This window comes from Nonomuraea sp. NPDC005983, assembly GCF_040614375.1.
In the GTDB taxonomy this organism is placed as follows: domain Bacteria; phylum Actinomycetota; class Actinomycetes; order Streptosporangiales; family Streptosporangiaceae; genus Nonomuraea.
In genome coordinates this window covers 112393-127578 of the sequence record NZ_JBEXUP010000001.1, presented here as the reverse complement: position 1 = coordinate 127578, position 15186 = coordinate 112393, and the positions used below count along the sequence as shown (strand labels likewise).

Sequence of the window (15186 nt, the reverse complement as noted above, 5' to 3'; positions counted from 1 at the left end):
ACAACAATTCAATAGCGGTTGTCATGCGATCTGATAAGCGGAGCCCCGCGAACACCCACGGTACAGACCTGTCTAGACCTCTTGTGTGCGGACACCGTGACCTGGTGAAGTGGGACACGACCTATCCAACCTGGCCATAGAAGGAGCACGAAGTGGCCCCGGAGACCCCTGGCACCGAAACCCAGGCGCTGTCCAACCTGCTGCAGGAGAACCGCCGGTTCGCACCACCGGCCGATCTGGCAGCGGCCGCGAACGTGACCGCCGCCGCCTACGACGAGGCGGCGGCTGACCGGCTCGCATTCTGGGAGCGTGCTGCCGACCGTCTGACCTGGGCCAAGCGGTGGGACACCACGTTGGAGTGGAACGCCCCGTTCGCCAAGTGGTTCGTGGGGGGCGAGCTCAACGTCGCCTACAACTGTGTCGACCGGCACGTCGAGGCGGGACGTGGCGACAAGGTCGCCTACCACTGGGAGGGCGAGCCCGAGGGCGACACGCGTACCTTGACCTACGCCGACCTGCAGCGGGAGGTCAGCAAGGCCGCCAACGCCCTGCAGGAGCTGGGGGTGAGCAAGGGCGACCGGGTGGCGATCTACATGCCGATGATCCCGGAGCTGCCGATCGCGATGCTCGCCTGTGCTCGTATCGGGGCGATTCACTCGGTGGTGTTCGGCGGGTTCTCGGCCAGCGCGTTGAAGAGCCGGATCGACGACGCCGACGCCAAGCTGGTCATCACGGCCGACGGAGGGTACCGGCGCGGGGCTCCGTCGGCGCTGAAGCCGACGGTGGACGAGGCGGTCGCCGAGTGCCCGCAGGTGGAGCATGTTCTGGTCGTCCGTCGTACCGGCCAGGACATGGCCGCCGGTGACAAGGACATCTGGTGGCACGACCTGGTCGACCGTCAGAGCGACCAGCACACCCCGGTGCCGCACGACGCCGAGGACCCGCTGTACATCCTCTACACCAGCGGCACCACCGGCAGGCCGAAGGGCATCCTGCACACGACCGGCGGCTACCTGACCCAGACGGCCTGGACGCACCACGCGGTCTTCGACCTGAAGCCGGAGTCCGACATCTACTGGTGCACGGCCGACATCGGCTGGGTGACCGGGCACTCGTACATCGTGTACGGCCCGCTGGCCAACGGCGCGACGAGCGTGATCTACGAGGGCACTCCCGACACCCCGCACCGGGGCCGGTTCTGGGAGATCGTGCAGAAGTACAAGATCACGATCCTGTACACCGCTCCGACGGCGATCCGGACGTTCATGAAGTGGGGCGACGACATCCCCGCCAAGTACGACATGTCCAGCCTGCGCGTCCTCGGCTCCGTGGGTGAGCCCATCAACCCCGAGGCGTACGTCTGGTACCGCGAGCACATCGGCCAGAACCGCTGCCCCGTGGTCGACACCTGGTGGCAGACCGAGACCGGCGCCATCATGATCAGCCCGCTGCCCGGCGTCACCTCGGCCAAGCCGGGCGCGGCCATGCGTCCCCTGCCGGGCATCAGCGCCGACGTGGTCGACGACCTGGGCAACAGCGTCCCCGACGGAGGCGGCGGCTTCCTGGTCGTGCGCGAGCCGTGGCCGTCCATGCTGCGGACGATCTGGGGCGACGACCAGCGTTACATCGACACGTACTGGTCGCGCTTCGAGGGCATGTACTTCCCCGGCGACGGCGCCAAGAGGGACGAGGACGGCGACCTGTGGCTGCTCGGCCGCGTCGACGACGTCATGCTCGTCTCGGGCCACAACATCTCCACCACCGAGGTGGAGAGCGCGCTGGTCAGCCACCCCAAGGTCGCCGAGGCCGCGGTCGTGGGCGCCACCGACCCGGTGACGGGCCAGGCCATCGTGTCGTTCGTCATCCTGCGCGGCAGCGCGGAAGAGAGCGAGGACATCGGCTCCGAGCTGCGCACTCACGTCGCCAAGACGCTCGGGCCGATCGCCAAGCCGCGTCAGATCCTGGTGGTCCCCGAGCTGCCGAAGACCCGCTCCGGCAAGATCATGCGGCGTCTCCTCCGTGACGTCGCGGAGAACCGCAGCATCGGCGACGTCACCACGCTGGCCGACAGCACGGTGATGAACCTGATCTCGGAGAAGCTCCCCAACGCCAAGTCGGAGGACTGACCGCGGCCGATGTGGCCGCATGTCCCCTGGGGGCGTGCGGCTACAGGTCCAGCTGGTACTGGACCGTCCGGTGGGTGGGCAGGTAGCCGAGCGAGTCGTTGACGGCCCGCATGTGGGTGTTGCCGTCGGCGGTGTCTGCCAGCAGCCCGCCCAGGTCCGGGTGGCGCTCGCGGGTCTGCCGGATGAGCGCGGCCTTCATCCACCTGGCCAGCCCGTGGCCGCGGTGCTCCGGCAGCACGCCCGTGCCGTAGTGCTGGCCGTCGCCCTTGCCGTCGCCGGGGACGACCAGCTCGGTGAACCCGGCGATCGAGCCGTCGGACTCGTCGATGGCGACCACCGTGTGGAGCAGTTCGCCACGATCCTCGACGGCCTTGGCGGCGGCCCTGACCCGTTCGACGTCCCAGACCACGACGCCGTAGTCGGTGTCGTCCATCGGCATGTCGTCCATGGCCCGGCGGGACGCGGTGAAGGTGCCGGCCAGCTCGTCCGGCACGGTGCCGTCCCAGGAGTGCAGCCGGTAGCCGGGGTGCGGCTCGTCGGCGACCGCGTCGACGTCGGCCTGCGCCAGGTCGAGCCTGGCGAACGTCAGGCCGAGCACCTTCCTGAACCCGCTGGCCGCCAGGAACCGGTCGCCAGGCGTGCCGACCTCCGCCTCGGCGAGCACGGACCGCCGCCCCTCCTGCCTGGCCCGCTCCACCGCCCGCGCCAGCAACTCGGAGCCGACGCCGCTGCGCCGCTCGGCCGGGTGCACGTTCAGCGTCAGCTCGGCCAGGTGGACCTGGCCCTCGGCGGTGAACAGGCGCAGGAAGGCCGCTCCAGCGGGAGCGCCGTCAGGGCCGGACGCGAGCCAGGCCACGCGGTGGCTGGACGCGCTCCGGGCAGGGTCGGTCAGCGGGGTGATGTGGATCGACAAGGACAGCTCCATGAGGGCGGTTTGGGTAGAGTTGGGGCTGGTGTGCCGGGAAGTCGGGTCGGCGGGAGGGGAGGCGTTTCCCTCCGTCAGCCACCTAGGGAGCATTGTTGCGCAGAGCCACTGAAATGTGGCCTTTCCGGCCTACCGCCCGCTACGCCGCCACGCTGGCAGAAGCCCTGCGGACCGAGACGATCGGCGGCGTCGTCATGCTGGCCGCCACGGGAGCCGCCCTCGTCTGGGCCAACGTCGACCTCGCCGGTTACACCGCGCTGCGCGAGACCAGGATCGGCCCGGAGTGGCTGCACCTGGACATGGAGCTGTTCAGATGGGCCCAGAACGGCCTGCTGACGATCTTCTTCTTCGTGGCGGGGCTGGAGGTCAAGGAGGAGTTCGTCCACGGCGAGCTGGCGCACCTGCGCAAGGCCGCGCTGCCCATCGTCGCCTCCCTGTCGGGCATGGTCGTCCCCGCGGTCGTCTACGTCCTGGTGTCGTGGGGCGCGCAGGACGCGGGGCGCGGGTGGGCGATCCCGACGGCCACCGACATCGCCTTCGCCCTCGCCGTGCTGGCCGTGACCGCCAGCGCGATGCCCGCCGCGCTGCGCGCGTTCCTGCTGACCTGCGCGGTGGTGGACGACCTCGGCGCGATCACGATCATCGCCCTCTTCTACACCGAGCACCTCGACGTCGCGGCCCTGCTGGGCGGCGCGGTCCTCATCGGGGCGTACGGCTACCTGCAGCGCAGGCACGTCACCGCGCTGTGGCTGCTGCTGCCGCTCGCGGTGGGCGCCTGGTACCTGGTGGAGCTGAGCGGCGTGCACGCCACGGTGGCGGGCGTGGCGCTCGGCCTGCTCACCAGGGTCCGGCCCGCGGGCGAGGAGCGGCGCTCCCCTTCGGAGGCCGCGGACCACCACCTCAGGCCGGTCTCGGCGGGCCTGGCGGTGCCGGTGTTCGCGTTCCTTTCCGCAGGGGTGAAGCTGGACGGGTCCAGCCTCGGCGCTATCTTCTCTGATCGGGTAGTTCTGGGAGTGGTGACGGGGCTCGTGCTCGGCAAGTTCCTCGGCGTGTTCGGCGGCGCCTGGCTGTCGGTGCGGCTGGGCCTGGCCAGGCTCTCGGAGGAGCTGCACTGGCGGGACATGGCGGCGGTGTCGCTGCTGGCCGGGATCGGGTTCACGGTGTCACTGTTGATCGGCAACCTGGCCTACAGCGCCGATCAGGAGCGCGTCGAGGCCATCACGGTAGGGATCCTCGCGGCGAGCCTGGTCGCGTCGGTCTTGGCAGCGGTACTCCTGCACATACGGGTACGCAAGCGTCGCATTGCGCAGGATGATGTTTGACAGGGCCACCAGGCCCCGATAGGAGACGTTCATGCCGCAGACTCCCGAGGAAGAATCCCTGGGCTCGCTCGTCGCCCAGGCGAGCGACCACATCTCGACCCTGGTCCGCTCGGAGATCGAGCTGGCCAAGGCCGAGTTCAGGTTCGACGCCAAGCGGGTCGGCACGGCGGGCGGCCTGTTCGCCGCCGCCGCGTTCATGGCGCACCTGTGCCTGATCCTGGCCTCGTTCACGATCGCCTACGCGCTGGCCCAGTGGCTGCCGAACTGGGCAGCCTTCCTCATCGTGACCGTCTTCTACCTGCTGGCGGCCGGGCTGCTGGTGTTCGTCGGGGTCCGCAGGCTGAAGGGGCTGGCAGGGATGAAGCGTACGGCGAGGTCGCTCAAGGGCCTCAAGGAGATCGCCACGCCTGAGGGCGACCGGCCGACGGCGGGCGAGCTGGGGGCGCATCGGGAGCCGGTGAGCCGCGATGGCACCTGACGAGACGGTCGTCCAGATCGAGGGCCCCTGGCGGCACCGCGCGGTGCACGCGGGCGGCACCCGCTTCCACGTGGTCGAGGTGGGCCAGGGCCCGCTGGTGCTGCTGCTGCACGGGTTCCCGCAGTTCTGGTGGTGCTGGCGGCGCCAGCTGGAGTCGCTGGCCGCCGCGGGCTACCGCGCGGTCGCGGTGGACCTGCGCGGGTACGGCGGCAGCGACAAACCGCCGCGCGGCTACGACCTGCCGACGCTGGCGGGCGACGCGACGGGCCTGATCCGCGCGCTGGGCGAGACCGGGGCGGTGGTGGTCGGCCACGACTGGGGCGGGCTGCTCGCCTGGACGATGGCGGTCCTCGACAGCAAGTGCGTGACACGGCTGGTCACCGTGTCGGCCCCGCATCCGCTGCGGCTGCGCAGCTCGCTGCTGACGTTCGGCCAGCTCAGGGCGAGCGGTCACGGGTTCGGCTTCCAGCTGCCGATCCTGCCCGAGCGCAGACTGGTCCGCGACGGCGGCGCGATGGTGGGCAGGCTGCTGGACGAGTGGTCGGGCCCGGCGTGGCCCGACCAGGAGACGGCGCGGACGTACCGGGAGGCGTTCATGATCCCGGCCGTGGCCCACTCCGCGCTGGAGTACCACCGCTGGTTCGGCCGCTCCCAGTTCCGGCCCGACGGCCTGCGTTACGCCCGGACCATGCGCACCGAGATCGAGGTGCCCACGCTGCAGCTGCACGGCGCGCTCGACCCCTGGATCCTGCCGCGCACCGCGCAGGGGTCCGGCAGGTACGTCGCCGCGCCGTACCGGTGGCGGCTGTTCGAGGGGGCCGGGCACTTCCCGCACGAGGAGACGCCCGTCGAGTTCGACGCGGAGTTGCTGGGCTGGCTGTCGGATCCGGAGCCTGACCGATGAGAGACCGCGATCCCGAGGGCCGCCCGCGCAGCGCCAGGCCGCGCGACGCGTACGGCAGGCCGCTCCCCCATGGCGCGCAGGGCGTGCCGCGGGTTCCCGACGACTACGCGCCCACCTCGGAGCGGGCGCTGGCCGACGCGCGGCGGTTCCTGAGCGAGGGGCTGCCGTTCAACGCGCACGAGGTGTTCGAGGGCCGCTGGAAGTGCGCGCCCGACGAGGAGCGCGAGCTGTGGCAGGGCCTCGCGCAGATCTGTGTCGGCCTCACCCACCTGCAACGCGGCAACGGACGCGGCGCGCTGACCCTGTTCGGCCGGGGCGCGGCCCGCGTGCCGGGCGACGGCCCGTACGGCCCGGTGGGCAGGGCGGCCTCGGGGCTGGCCGCCGACAGCGACCCCGAGCAGGCGATCACGCTGATCCTGGACGCGCTGCCGGGCTAGTCGCACGCCTGGGTGCTGGCCGGGGTGGTGTCGGTCCGGCCCTGGTCGGCGTCGGGCCTGACCTCGTCGGCGGTCAGCACGTACCCGGTCTCCTCCTGACTGACCGCGGCGGCGAAGATCACGCCGTAGACCCGCCCGTCGACGGTGAGCAGCGGGCCGCCCGAGTTGCCGGGCAGCACCTTGCCGCGGATCGCGTAGACCTGCCGGGTGACGTTGGAGCTGCGGTAGATGTCGGGCCCCTCAGCCTTGAGCTCGCTGCGGATGCGGGCCGGCTCGGGGGTGAAGCCCTGCCCCTTGGGGAACCCGGCGATGATCGCGTTGTCGCCCTTCTCCGCGGTGTTGTCGAAGGTGAGCTGGGGCAGGCCGAGGCCCGGGACGTACAGGATGGCGATGTCGCGCTCGGGGTTGTAGCGCACGACGGTGGCGGCGTGACGGTTGTTGTCGAGGTCGATGACCTGCAGGTCGCGGGTGACTCCCGCGACCACGTGCGCGTTGGTCATGATCCGGTCTTCCGCGTAGACGAAGCCGGTGCCCTCGATGTGCTTGTTGCAGCTCTCGGCGTTGCCCTGCACCTTGACGATGGCCTTCTGCGCCCGTTTGAGCCGGGCGCCCTGCAGGATGCCGCGCGGCGCGGGCGGCACGTCCACGAGCTCCCCGGCGCCGATGGCGTCGAAGACGGGCGGGAACTCCGAGCGGTCGATGAACTTCTTGAACGGCTGCTGCCAGTTCCGTGCCGACTGCGGGACCGCCTCGTCGACGGTGGTCAGCAACAAGGAGCCCTTGACCTGCTCGACCAGCGGCGGGAAGGACGTCGAGACGACCAGCGACCCGATCAGCCAGGCGATCACGAGCACCGACAGCGCGCTGGCGAACGTGCCGCCGACCGCGTCGGCCACCTTGGCGGGCTCCCAGGTGACGTGGCTGCGCACGACGGCGCCGATCGTGGAGGACGCGAACTGCCCGATCGTGGCGGCCAGGAAGACGATCACGATGGCGAGCAGCGCCTGCGGGGTGTCGCCGTCGACGACGGCCTTGGAGATGGGGGGCGCGATGAAGACGCCGAGCACGGCTCCGCCGACGAATCCGACGAAACTCATGACCCCGATGATGAAGCCCTGCCGGTAACCCGAGACGCCGAAGGCGATCACGAGGCCGATCAATATGAGGTCAAGCAGATCACCGCGCACGTTTCAAAGGTAACCAGCAAGAGGGTCAAGTGTGCACGTCTTGCGCCAGTACGGCGTCACCACGTGGCTACCTTGGCTGGCATGTCGCCGATCGGGGGAACAGTCCGCGAACTCATCGAGGCTGCTCTCGGCGATCCCGATCCTGACGGGCCGGTCCGCTGGCACGCGATCTCCGTGCTGCAGAGGCGGGGCGATCTGGAGTCGTTCATCGAGGCCCGTCGCCTGTGCGCCGCGGAGAGCGTCGGCGAACGCCTGCTGGGCGTGGACATCCTGGGCATGCTCGGGATGTTCGTCGACCGCACGCTGCCGGTGCTGCGCTACCTCGCGGCCAGCGAGAGCGACGCGATGGTGCTCTACTCGGTGCTGATCGCCTTCGGCCATCTGGCTGATCCGCGCTCGCTGCCGTCCGTGATCGACCTGGCCGGGCACGAGGACGCCAGGGTGCGCTACGGCGCGGCCTACGCGCTCCAGCACGTGCTGGGCAGCCCGCCCGACCCGGCCGGGCTGGCCACGCTGCGCAGGCTCGCCTCCGACAGCGACGCGGACGTGGCCGGATGGGCCTCCCTCGGCGTGGCGCTAGCCACGGCCAGAAAGGTTTAGCACGTCGGGTGGTAGGTCCTCGATCCGTTCGAGGTTCCAGGGCCGCTCCAGGCCGCTCGAGCGCAGCACGGAGTCCAGCACCATCGCGGTGAACCCCCACACCAGCATGCCGCGCACCTGGAAGGCGGGCCCGGCGAAGCCGCTGGGGTGGCGCAGGTTGAGCCGGTTGTCCGGGTCGACCAGCTCGGCGATCGGCACCCGCTCCACGGAGTCGACCTCGTCGGGTGAGGCGGCGTGCACCGCGGACGGCGTGCGCCACCAGCCGACGACCGGGATGACCCGGTTGTGGCTGTGCCAGACGTAAAGCTCGGGCATGGTGCACAGCACGCTCACGCCGCTGGGGTCGAGCCCGGTCTCCTCCTGCGCCTCGCGGAGCGCCGCCTGCACCGGCCCGCCGTCGCCGGGATCGACGCCGCCGCCGGGGAATGCGGGCTGCCCCGCGTGCCTGCGCCCGCGGGTGCTGCGCTGGATGAGCAGCACGTCGGGCCCGAGCGGCCCCTCTCCGAACAGCAGCAGCACCGCCGCCTCGCGTCCGCCTTGCGCGGGCGGTCGCAGACCAGCGGGGACAACGGTGTGTATGGCCTGCGCCGCCAGATTCTCTAGCCAGCGGGGGACTTCGGTCACGCATCCTCCAACACGCGGGACATCCGGAGACTTCCCCGGTTACGAGAACGGGCCGGACTTGACGAGCTTGGCGGCCTCGTCGGCGTCCGTGGGGCCGGTGCCGTACGAGGGGCACAGCGCGGCGAGCGGGCAGGCGCCGCAGGCGGGCCTGCGCGCGTTGCAGATGCGGCGGCCGTGCCAGATCACCCGGTGGGAGAAGACGGTCCACTCGCGTTTGGGGATCAGCTCGCCCACGAGGTGCTCGATCTTGACCGGGTCGGTCTCGTCGGTCCAGCCGAAGCGCCGGACGAGCCGCTGGAAGTGGGTGTCGACGGTCAGGCCCGGGACGCCGAAGGCGTTGCCGAGCACCACGTTGGCCGTCTTGCGGCCCACGCCGGGCAGCTCGACCAGGTCCTTCAGCCTCTTCGGCACCACGCCCCTGTGACGGTCGCGGACGGCCTGGGCCATGCCGATGATGCTGTTGGTCTTGGCCCGGAAGAAGCCGGTGGAGCGGATGATCTCCTCGATGTCCGCGGGATTCGCCGCCGCATAGTCGGCTATCGAAGGGTATTTCGCGAATAGGGTGGGAGTGACGAGGTTGACGCGTTTGTCCGTACACTGCGCCGAGAGGATCGTCGCGACCAGCAGCTCGAGCGGGTTACCGAAGTCGAGCTCGCAGTGCGCGTCAGGGTAGGTTTCCGCCAGGATCCGGTTCATCCGGCGGGCACGACGCACCAGGGCGAGCCGGGACTCAGTTGGCATCCCCATAGCCTATGCGCAAGGGCCACTTGGGACCTATGCAGTGGGGTGCGTCACAATGGCAGGCAAGGAGGCACAGTGAACACCGACGACGTGCTGGGCAAGGCCCCCCTGTTCGCCGCGCTCGACCGCGAGAGCGCAGCCGCGCTGCGCACGAGCATCACCGAGGTGCAGCTGTCCAAGGGACAGACGCTCTTCCACGAGAACGAGACTGGCGACCGACTCTACGTCGTGCTCGAAGGCAAGATCAAGCTCTCGCGCACCTCACCCGACGGCAGGGAGAACCTGCTCAGCGTGCTCGGCCCGAGCGAGATGTTCGGCGAGCTGTCCCTGTTCGACCCCAGGCCGCGCACGGCCACGGCCACCGCGCTGACCGACGTGCGGCTGGCCGGGCTGGGCCACGACGACCTGCGCCCGTGGCTGACCGGCCGCCCCGAGGTGGCGCTGCACCTGCTGCGGGCGCTCGCGCAGCGGCTCCGCCGCACCAACGACGTGCTCGCCGACCTGGTGTTCACCGACGTACCCGGACGGGTCGCCAAGCAGCTCCTCGACCTCGCCGAGCGGTTCGGCGCCAAGACCGAGGACGGCCTTCGCGTCCACCACGACCTCACCCAGGAGGAGCTGGCCCAGCTCGTCGGCGCCTCGCGCGAGACGGTGAACAAGGCACTGGCCGACTTCGCCCAGCGCGGCTGGCTGCGCATCGAGGCCAAGGCCGTGGTCATTCTCGACATCGACCGGCTCTACAACCGCTCCAGGTAGTCGAGCTGCGCCCGCACCGACATCTCGGCGGCGGGCCAGAGCGCCTCGTCCACGTCCGCGTAGACGGCGCGGACGATCTCTCGCGGGGTTCGCGCTCCTTGCGCCAGCGCCGCCCTGATCTGGTCGAGCCGCTGCCGCCTGTGCGCGATGTAGCCGTCGAGCGCCCCGATCGGGTCGGGGAGCACCGGGCCGTGGCCCGGCAGCAGCGCCCGCGCCTCCAGGCTCTCCGCCGCCGCCCTGAGCCGGTCGAGGCTGCGCAGGTAGTCGGCCAGGCCGCCGTCGTCGGCGATGATCGTGGTGCCCCTGCCGAGAACGGTGTCGCCGGTCAGCATCGCCCGGTCCGACGGCAGCCAGAAGCAGAGCGAGTCGAACGAGTGCCCCGGCGTGCCGTACACGTGGATCTCCACGCCACCGGCGGTGACCACGTCGCCGTCGGCGAGCCCCTCGTCACCGAGCCGGTGGCGCGGGTCGAGGGCCCGCACCGGTGCGTCGACCAGAGCCGCGAAGCGCCTGGCGCCGCCGCTGTGGTCGAGGTGCCCGTGGGTGAGCAGGATCTCGCCGACCCTGCGCTCGCCCAGGTGCTCCCGCACCCGGCGCAGGTGCGCCTCGTCGTCGGGCCCCGGGTCGACGACGACCACCTCGTCCGGGCCGCCGATGACCCAGGTGTTGGTGCCGTCGAGGGTCATGGGCGACGGGTTGGGTGCAAGCAGGTTCTCGGCGTGCTCCGTACGGGAGCCGTCGGGCGTGTCGAGGGGGATGTGCAGGCCGCTCATGACGTCAGCAGCCGCATCTGGCCGTCGATCTCCACGGCCCTCGGAAGGATCGTGACGATCTCCCGTGGAGCCGCCAGCACGTCCTCGACGGTGTCGAAGGCGGACAGCTCGGTCAACGTGCGGTGGGTCGGCGGCATCAGGAAGATCTCCTTCCGGCGTGCCAGGTCGAGCGCCGCCACCGGACGCTTCCAGGTCACCTGGTCGGCCTCGCCGCCGACGTCGCGGGTGCGCTGGCCCTCGGGCAGCACGGCGACGAAGAAGCGGGTGTCGAAGCGCCGCGGCTCGATCTCCGGGGTGATCCAGTGGGCCCAGGGCTTGAGCAGGTCGGAGCGGAGCACCAGGCCGCGCCTGGCGAGGAAGTCGGCGAAGGACAGGCTCCTGTCGATGAGCGCGAGGCGGTCGGCCTCCCACTCGTCGCCGGTGGTGTCGGCCACCACCGAGCCGGGCCCAGGCCCCGCCAGGAGGACGCCCGACTCCTCGAACGTCTCACGCACGGCGGCGCAGACCAGCCCCCGCGCGCCCCTCTCCTCGGCGCCGAAGACCTCGCCCCACTCCTTCGGGGACGGCCCGGCCCAGGCCACGGCCTGGTCGGTGTCGCGCGGATCGACCGAGCCACCGGGGAAGACGTACGCGCCGGCCGCGAAGGCCATCGTGGCTTTCCGCCTGAGCAGGTACACCTCGGGGCCCCGGCGCCCCCCGCGCAGGACCACCACCGTGGCGGCGTCCCGCGCGGGGACCGGCTCGACGCGTCCGGAAAGGATGTCCCGCGCGCGTTCGGCGAATTCTTCTGGGAGCGGAAGACCAGCCACATGACCTCCTTCTAGAACATCACTCGGTCATGGTGACATATCCGGACTCTCAGAAGACCTCCGCGATCAGCTCCACTTCCACCGGAGCGTCCAGCGGGAGCACGGCCACACCGACCGCGCTGCGCGCGTGCCTGCCCGCGTCGCCCAGCACGTCGGCGAGCAGCTCGCTGGCGCCGTTGGCGACCTGCGGCTGCTGGGTGAAGGCCGGGTCGCTGGCCACGAAGACCACGACCTTGACGATGCGCTTGACCCTGGCCAGGTCGCCGACCTCGGACTTCAGCGCCGCCAGCGCGTTCAGCGCGCAGATCCGGGCCAGTGCGGCGCCCTCCTCCAGGCTCACGCCCGCGCCGAGCTTGCCGGACTGCGCCAGCTTGCCCTCGACCATCGGCACCTGGCCCGAGGTGTAGACGAGGTCGCCGGTGCGGACCGCCGGCACGTAGGCCGCGAGCGGCGCCACCACCTCGGGCAGGGTCAGGTCGAGCTCCGCGAGCCTCTCGTCGGGGGTCACTGCTTCTCCCTCTTGAAGTAGGCGACAAGCTGCTCGGGCGTGGCACCCTGCAGGATCTGGACCAGCTCCCAGCCGTCAGCACCGAAGTTGTCGAGGATCATCTTGGTGTTGTGGATCAGCACGGGGGCCGTGAGATACTCCCATTTCTTCATGAGGGCAAGCGTAGGCGCTCAGACCCGCAGCCTGTGGTGCACCGCTGAACGCGGCACACCATAGTGTGAGCAATCTCAAAGGGTGGTTGTCGGCTAACGGCAAATGACCGTTCGGTAGCCTCGAAACGTGGACTCTCGGGACACGGATTGGGACGGCGTGCGACTCCACGTCGTCACCGGCAAGGGCGGCACCGGCAAGACGACGGTCGCCGCCGCCCTCGCTCTCGCGCTCGCCTCGGGCGGCCGTAAGGTACTCCTCGTCGAAGTCGAAGGCCGGCAGGGCATCGCGCAGATCTTCGACAGGCCACCGCTGCCGTACGAGGAGCGCCGCATCGCCGTGGCCCTCGACGGCGGCGACGTGTACGCGCTGGCCATCGACCCCGAAGAGGCCATGCTCGAGTACATGGAGATGTTCTACGGGATGCGCCGGGCGGGTCGCGCGCTGACCAAGATGGGCATCGTCGACTTCGCCACCACCGTCGCCCCCGGCTTTCGCGACGTGCTCGTCACCGGGAAGACCACCGAGGCGGTGCGCAGGCGCGGCAGGAACGGCAAGCGGGTCTACGACGCGGTCGTGCTCGACGCGCCGCCGACCGGCCGCATCACGCGCTTCCTGAACGTCACCCAGGAGGTGGCAGGGCTGGCCAAGGTCGGCCCGATCAAGAATCACTCCGACTTGGTCCACGGCGTGGTGAAATCTCCGGAAACAGCAGTGCACTTCGTGACCATGCTGGAGGAGATGCCGGTCCAGGAGACGCTCGACGGCGTCGCCGAATTGCGTTCGGCCGGGCTGCCTCCTGGTGGGATTTTCATCAATATGGTGCGCGAATCACTCCTCCCCCAGGCCGTACTTGACACCGCTGTCAAAGGTCGATTCGACGTCGGGGAGCTCGCTCTCGGCCTCAAGGCCGCCGGGCTGGCCGACAACGACGACGCGTCCGCGGTGGCAGAGTCGCTGGCAGAGGAGGTCGTCGAGCACGCGCACCGCACCGCGCTCGAACGCGCGGAGCGCGAGTCGCTGGAGGCGGCCTCGCTGCCCCGCTACGAGCTGCCGCTCCTGGCCGACGGCGTCGACCTCGCAGGGCTGTACGAACTGGCAGAGAGCATCCGCAACCAGGGAGCAGCGTGAAGAAGCCCGCCGTCCTCGACGTCGACGCGATCCTCGACGACCCCGGCACCAGGATCGTCGTGTGCTGCGGCGCCGGCGGCGTTGGCAAGACCACCACCGCCGCCGCGCTGGGGCTGCGCGCCGCCGAGCGCGGCAGGTGCGCGGTCGTCCTCACCGTCGACCCGGCCCGCCGCCTGGCCCAGTCGATGGGGCTCACCGAGCTCGACAACACGCCCCGGCTGGTCAGCGACAACGGGAACGGGAACGGCGGGCAGCTGTTCGCGATGATGCTCGATATGAAGCGGACCTTCGACGAGATCATCGAGGCGCACGCCGACCCCGAGCGGGCCCGCCAGATCCTGTCGAACCCCTTCTACCAGTCGCTGTCGTCCAGCTTCGCCGGCACGCAGGAGTACATGGCGATGGAGAAGCTGGGCCAGCTGCGCCGCTCCGACGAGTGGGACCTGATCATCGTCGACACCCCGCCGTCGCGCTCCGCCCTCGACTTCCTGGACGCCCCGGAACGCCTCGGACGCTTCCTCGACGGCCGGTTCATCCGCCTGCTCACCGCCCCTGCCAAGGTAGGAGGGCGGAGCGCGTTCCGGTTGCTCAACGCCGGGTTCGGGCTCGTCGCAGGTGCGATGACCAAGCTGCTGGGCGCACAGGTGATCAAGGACCTGCAGACGTTCGTGTCGGCGCTCGACGCGGTGTTCGGCGGCTTCAGGCAGCGCGCCGAGATGACCTACCAGCTGCTGCAGGCGCCGGGCACGGCCTTCGTGGTGGTGGCCGCGCCCGAGCGCGACGCGATGCGCGAAGCGTCCTACTTCGTCGAGCGGCTCGCCGAGGAGCGCATGCCGCTGGCCGGGCTGGTGGTCAACCGGGTGCACGAGTCGCCCGCGCCGGCGCTCTCAGCCGCCCGCAGCGCCGCCGCGGCCGAGGACCTGGAGGCTCGGGGCGAGCACGAGCTGACCTCCGCCGTGCTGCGGTTGCACACCGGCAGGATGCAGCTCGCCGCCCGCGAGCACCGCGAGCAGGAGCACTTCCTCTCGGCTCACCCCACCGTCCCGGTCACCCGGGTGCGGGCCATGCCGGAGGACGTCCACGACCTGACGGGGCTCCGCAGGATCGGAGAGCTCCTGGCGAGCGCATGACAGTACGGCCGGCGACAAGGCCGGCCGTACGTGTCGGGACCTGGTCAGCCCGCGATCAGCTCGTTGGTTCGTTCGTACTCTTCCTTGGCGGACTCGAGCAGCTCACGCCACGAGTCCACGTCTGGCCGCCGCCGTAGCAGAGCCCGGCGTTCCCGTTCCGTCATGCCGCCCCAGACGCCGAACTCGATGCGGTTGTCCAGCGCATCGGCGAGGCATTCGGTACGGACCGGGCATCCTCGGCAGATCAGCTTCGCCCTGTTCTGCGCGGCCCCCTGGACGAACAGAGCGTCCGGGTCCGCACCTCGACAGGCGGCACGGGAGGTCCAATCCGTGATCCACATTTTTCGACCCCACTCCCCTTAGGTGGTCAGTCGTCATTTGGGGCCGACGGGCGCGGGCGCCGAGCCTCCGTATTCAGTTGCCGCAGAGGAGAACGTACGCAACTACCCGTTCGGGCCGACAGACCCCAGAGGACCAATTTCTCGGCGGACTCTTGACCGGGAATGACTAGTCACCCCCGCCAGTCAAGGCGAAATGGTGCCTGCCTACCGATAAGGTCACTCTTTCGACGTACTCTTGGTTCTG

General features: G+C 70.4%; 18 protein-coding genes. 9 read left to right on the top strand and 9 right to left on the bottom strand.

Going from position 1 to position 15186, the window contains the following annotated elements; translation table 11 throughout:
* Positions 1–152 precede the first annotated feature (152 nt).
* Positions 153–2126, top strand: coding sequence for an acetate--CoA ligase (gene acs, locus ABZ297_RS00610; RefSeq protein WP_355337140.1), 1974 nt, complete (start codon positions 153–155; stop codon positions 2124–2126).
* A gap of 40 nt (positions 2127–2166) precedes the next feature.
* On the opposite strand, the gene ABZ297_RS00605 is transcribed toward acs, so the two are convergent.
* Positions 2167–3039, bottom strand: coding sequence for a GNAT family N-acetyltransferase (locus tag ABZ297_RS00605; protein WP_355337138.1), 873 nt, complete (start codon positions 3037–3039; stop codon positions 2167–2169).
* A gap of 107 nt (positions 3040–3146) precedes the next feature.
* Here ABZ297_RS00605 and nhaA point away from each other — a divergent pair, with 107 nt between their 5' ends.
* From nhaA to ABZ297_RS00585, 4 genes are read left to right on the top strand one after another with little or no spacing between them, the layout of a single operon-like run.
* Positions 3147–4373 carry a Na+/H+ antiporter NhaA gene (gene nhaA / locus ABZ297_RS00600; RefSeq protein ID WP_355337136.1) on the top strand — a complete coding sequence of 409 codons (1227 nt, stop codon included), beginning with the start codon at positions 3147–3149 and terminating at the stop codon, positions 4371–4373.
* Positions 4374–4404: 31 nt separating this feature from the next.
* On the top strand, positions 4405–4851 hold the full coding sequence (locus ABZ297_RS00595; protein WP_355337134.1) for a phage holin family protein: 447 nt from the start codon (positions 4405–4407) through the stop codon (positions 4849–4851).
* Positions 4841–5755, top strand: coding sequence for an alpha/beta hydrolase (locus tag ABZ297_RS00590; protein WP_355337132.1), 915 nt, complete (start codon positions 4841–4843; stop codon positions 5753–5755). Before ABZ297_RS00595 ends, ABZ297_RS00590 begins: the two co-directional genes overlap by 11 nt.
* A complete protein-coding gene (locus ABZ297_RS00585) occupies positions 5752–6192 on the top strand; it encodes a DUF309 domain-containing protein (RefSeq protein WP_355337130.1) in 441 nt (146 codons plus the stop codon). The genes ABZ297_RS00590 and ABZ297_RS00585 overlap by 4 nt, the downstream gene beginning before the upstream one ends.
* Here ABZ297_RS00585 and ABZ297_RS00580 read toward each other — a convergent pair.
* The gene (locus ABZ297_RS00580; protein ID WP_355337128.1) at positions 6189–7379 is read right to left on the bottom strand and encodes a MarP family serine protease; all 1191 of its coding nucleotides are present in this window, start codon (positions 7377–7379) and stop codon (positions 6189–6191) included. The two genes, ABZ297_RS00585 and ABZ297_RS00580, sit on opposite strands and share 4 nt — an antisense overlap.
* Before the next feature lie 81 nt (positions 7380–7460).
* Here ABZ297_RS00580 and ABZ297_RS00575 point away from each other — a divergent pair, with 81 nt between their 5' ends.
* Positions 7461–7979, top strand: coding sequence for a HEAT repeat domain-containing protein (locus ABZ297_RS00575; protein ID WP_355337126.1), 519 nt, complete (start codon positions 7461–7463; stop codon positions 7977–7979).
* Here the strand turns inward: ABZ297_RS00575 and ABZ297_RS00570 are convergent.
* Together ABZ297_RS00570 and nth are read right to left on the bottom strand one after the other, a co-directional pair.
* The gene (locus ABZ297_RS00570) at positions 7956–8603 is read right to left on the bottom strand and encodes a CoA pyrophosphatase (RefSeq protein WP_355337124.1); all 648 of its coding nucleotides are present in this window, start codon (positions 8601–8603) and stop codon (positions 7956–7958) included. The two genes, ABZ297_RS00575 and ABZ297_RS00570, sit on opposite strands and share 24 nt — an antisense overlap.
* A 39-nt stretch (positions 8604–8642) precedes the next feature.
* On the bottom strand, positions 8643–9344 hold the full coding sequence (gene nth / locus ABZ297_RS00565) for an endonuclease III (protein WP_355337122.1): 702 nt from the start codon (positions 9342–9344) through the stop codon (positions 8643–8645).
* Positions 9345–9419: 75 nt separating this feature from the next.
* Between nth and ABZ297_RS00560 the strand changes: the two genes are divergently transcribed.
* A complete protein-coding gene (locus ABZ297_RS00560; protein WP_350804576.1) occupies positions 9420–10100 on the top strand; it encodes a Crp/Fnr family transcriptional regulator in 681 nt (226 codons plus the stop codon).
* Here ABZ297_RS00560 and ABZ297_RS00555 read toward each other — a convergent pair.
* From ABZ297_RS00555 to ABZ297_RS00540, 4 genes are read right to left on the bottom strand one after another with little or no spacing between them, the layout of a single operon-like run.
* Complete coding sequence (locus ABZ297_RS00555) at positions 10082–10873, bottom strand: MBL fold metallo-hydrolase (protein WP_355337119.1); 792 nt, start codon at positions 10871–10873, stop codon at positions 10082–10084. The genes ABZ297_RS00560 and ABZ297_RS00555 overlap by 19 nt on opposite strands.
* Positions 10870–11682, bottom strand: coding sequence for an NUDIX hydrolase (locus tag ABZ297_RS00550; RefSeq protein WP_355337117.1), 813 nt, complete (start codon positions 11680–11682; stop codon positions 10870–10872). The genes ABZ297_RS00555 and ABZ297_RS00550 overlap by 4 nt, the downstream gene beginning before the upstream one ends.
* A gap of 49 nt (positions 11683–11731) precedes the next feature.
* Positions 11732–12190, bottom strand: a complete 459-nt coding sequence (locus ABZ297_RS00545; protein ID WP_355337115.1) for a RidA family protein — start codon at positions 12188–12190, stop codon at positions 11732–11734.
* The gene (locus ABZ297_RS00540; RefSeq protein ID WP_165959776.1) at positions 12187–12342 is read right to left on the bottom strand and encodes a hypothetical protein; all 156 of its coding nucleotides are present in this window, start codon (positions 12340–12342) and stop codon (positions 12187–12189) included. Before ABZ297_RS00540 ends, ABZ297_RS00545 begins: the two co-directional genes overlap by 4 nt.
* A 127-nt stretch (positions 12343–12469) precedes the next feature.
* On the opposite strand from ABZ297_RS00540, the gene ABZ297_RS00535 reads away from it, so the two are divergent.
* Together ABZ297_RS00535 and ABZ297_RS00530 are read left to right on the top strand one after the other, a co-directional pair.
* Complete coding sequence (locus ABZ297_RS00535; protein ID WP_355337113.1) at positions 12470–13471, top strand: ArsA-related P-loop ATPase; 1002 nt, start codon at positions 12470–12472, stop codon at positions 13469–13471.
* Positions 13468–14601, top strand: coding sequence for an ArsA family ATPase (locus ABZ297_RS00530; RefSeq protein ID WP_355337111.1), 1134 nt, complete (start codon positions 13468–13470; stop codon positions 14599–14601). The genes ABZ297_RS00535 and ABZ297_RS00530 overlap by 4 nt, the downstream gene beginning before the upstream one ends.
* A gap of 44 nt (positions 14602–14645) precedes the next feature.
* On the opposite strand, the gene ABZ297_RS00525 is transcribed toward ABZ297_RS00530, so the two are convergent.
* On the bottom strand, positions 14646–14942 hold the full coding sequence (locus tag ABZ297_RS00525; protein WP_148036282.1) for a WhiB family transcriptional regulator: 297 nt from the start codon (positions 14940–14942) through the stop codon (positions 14646–14648).
* Positions 14943–15186: the final 244 nt, after the last annotated feature.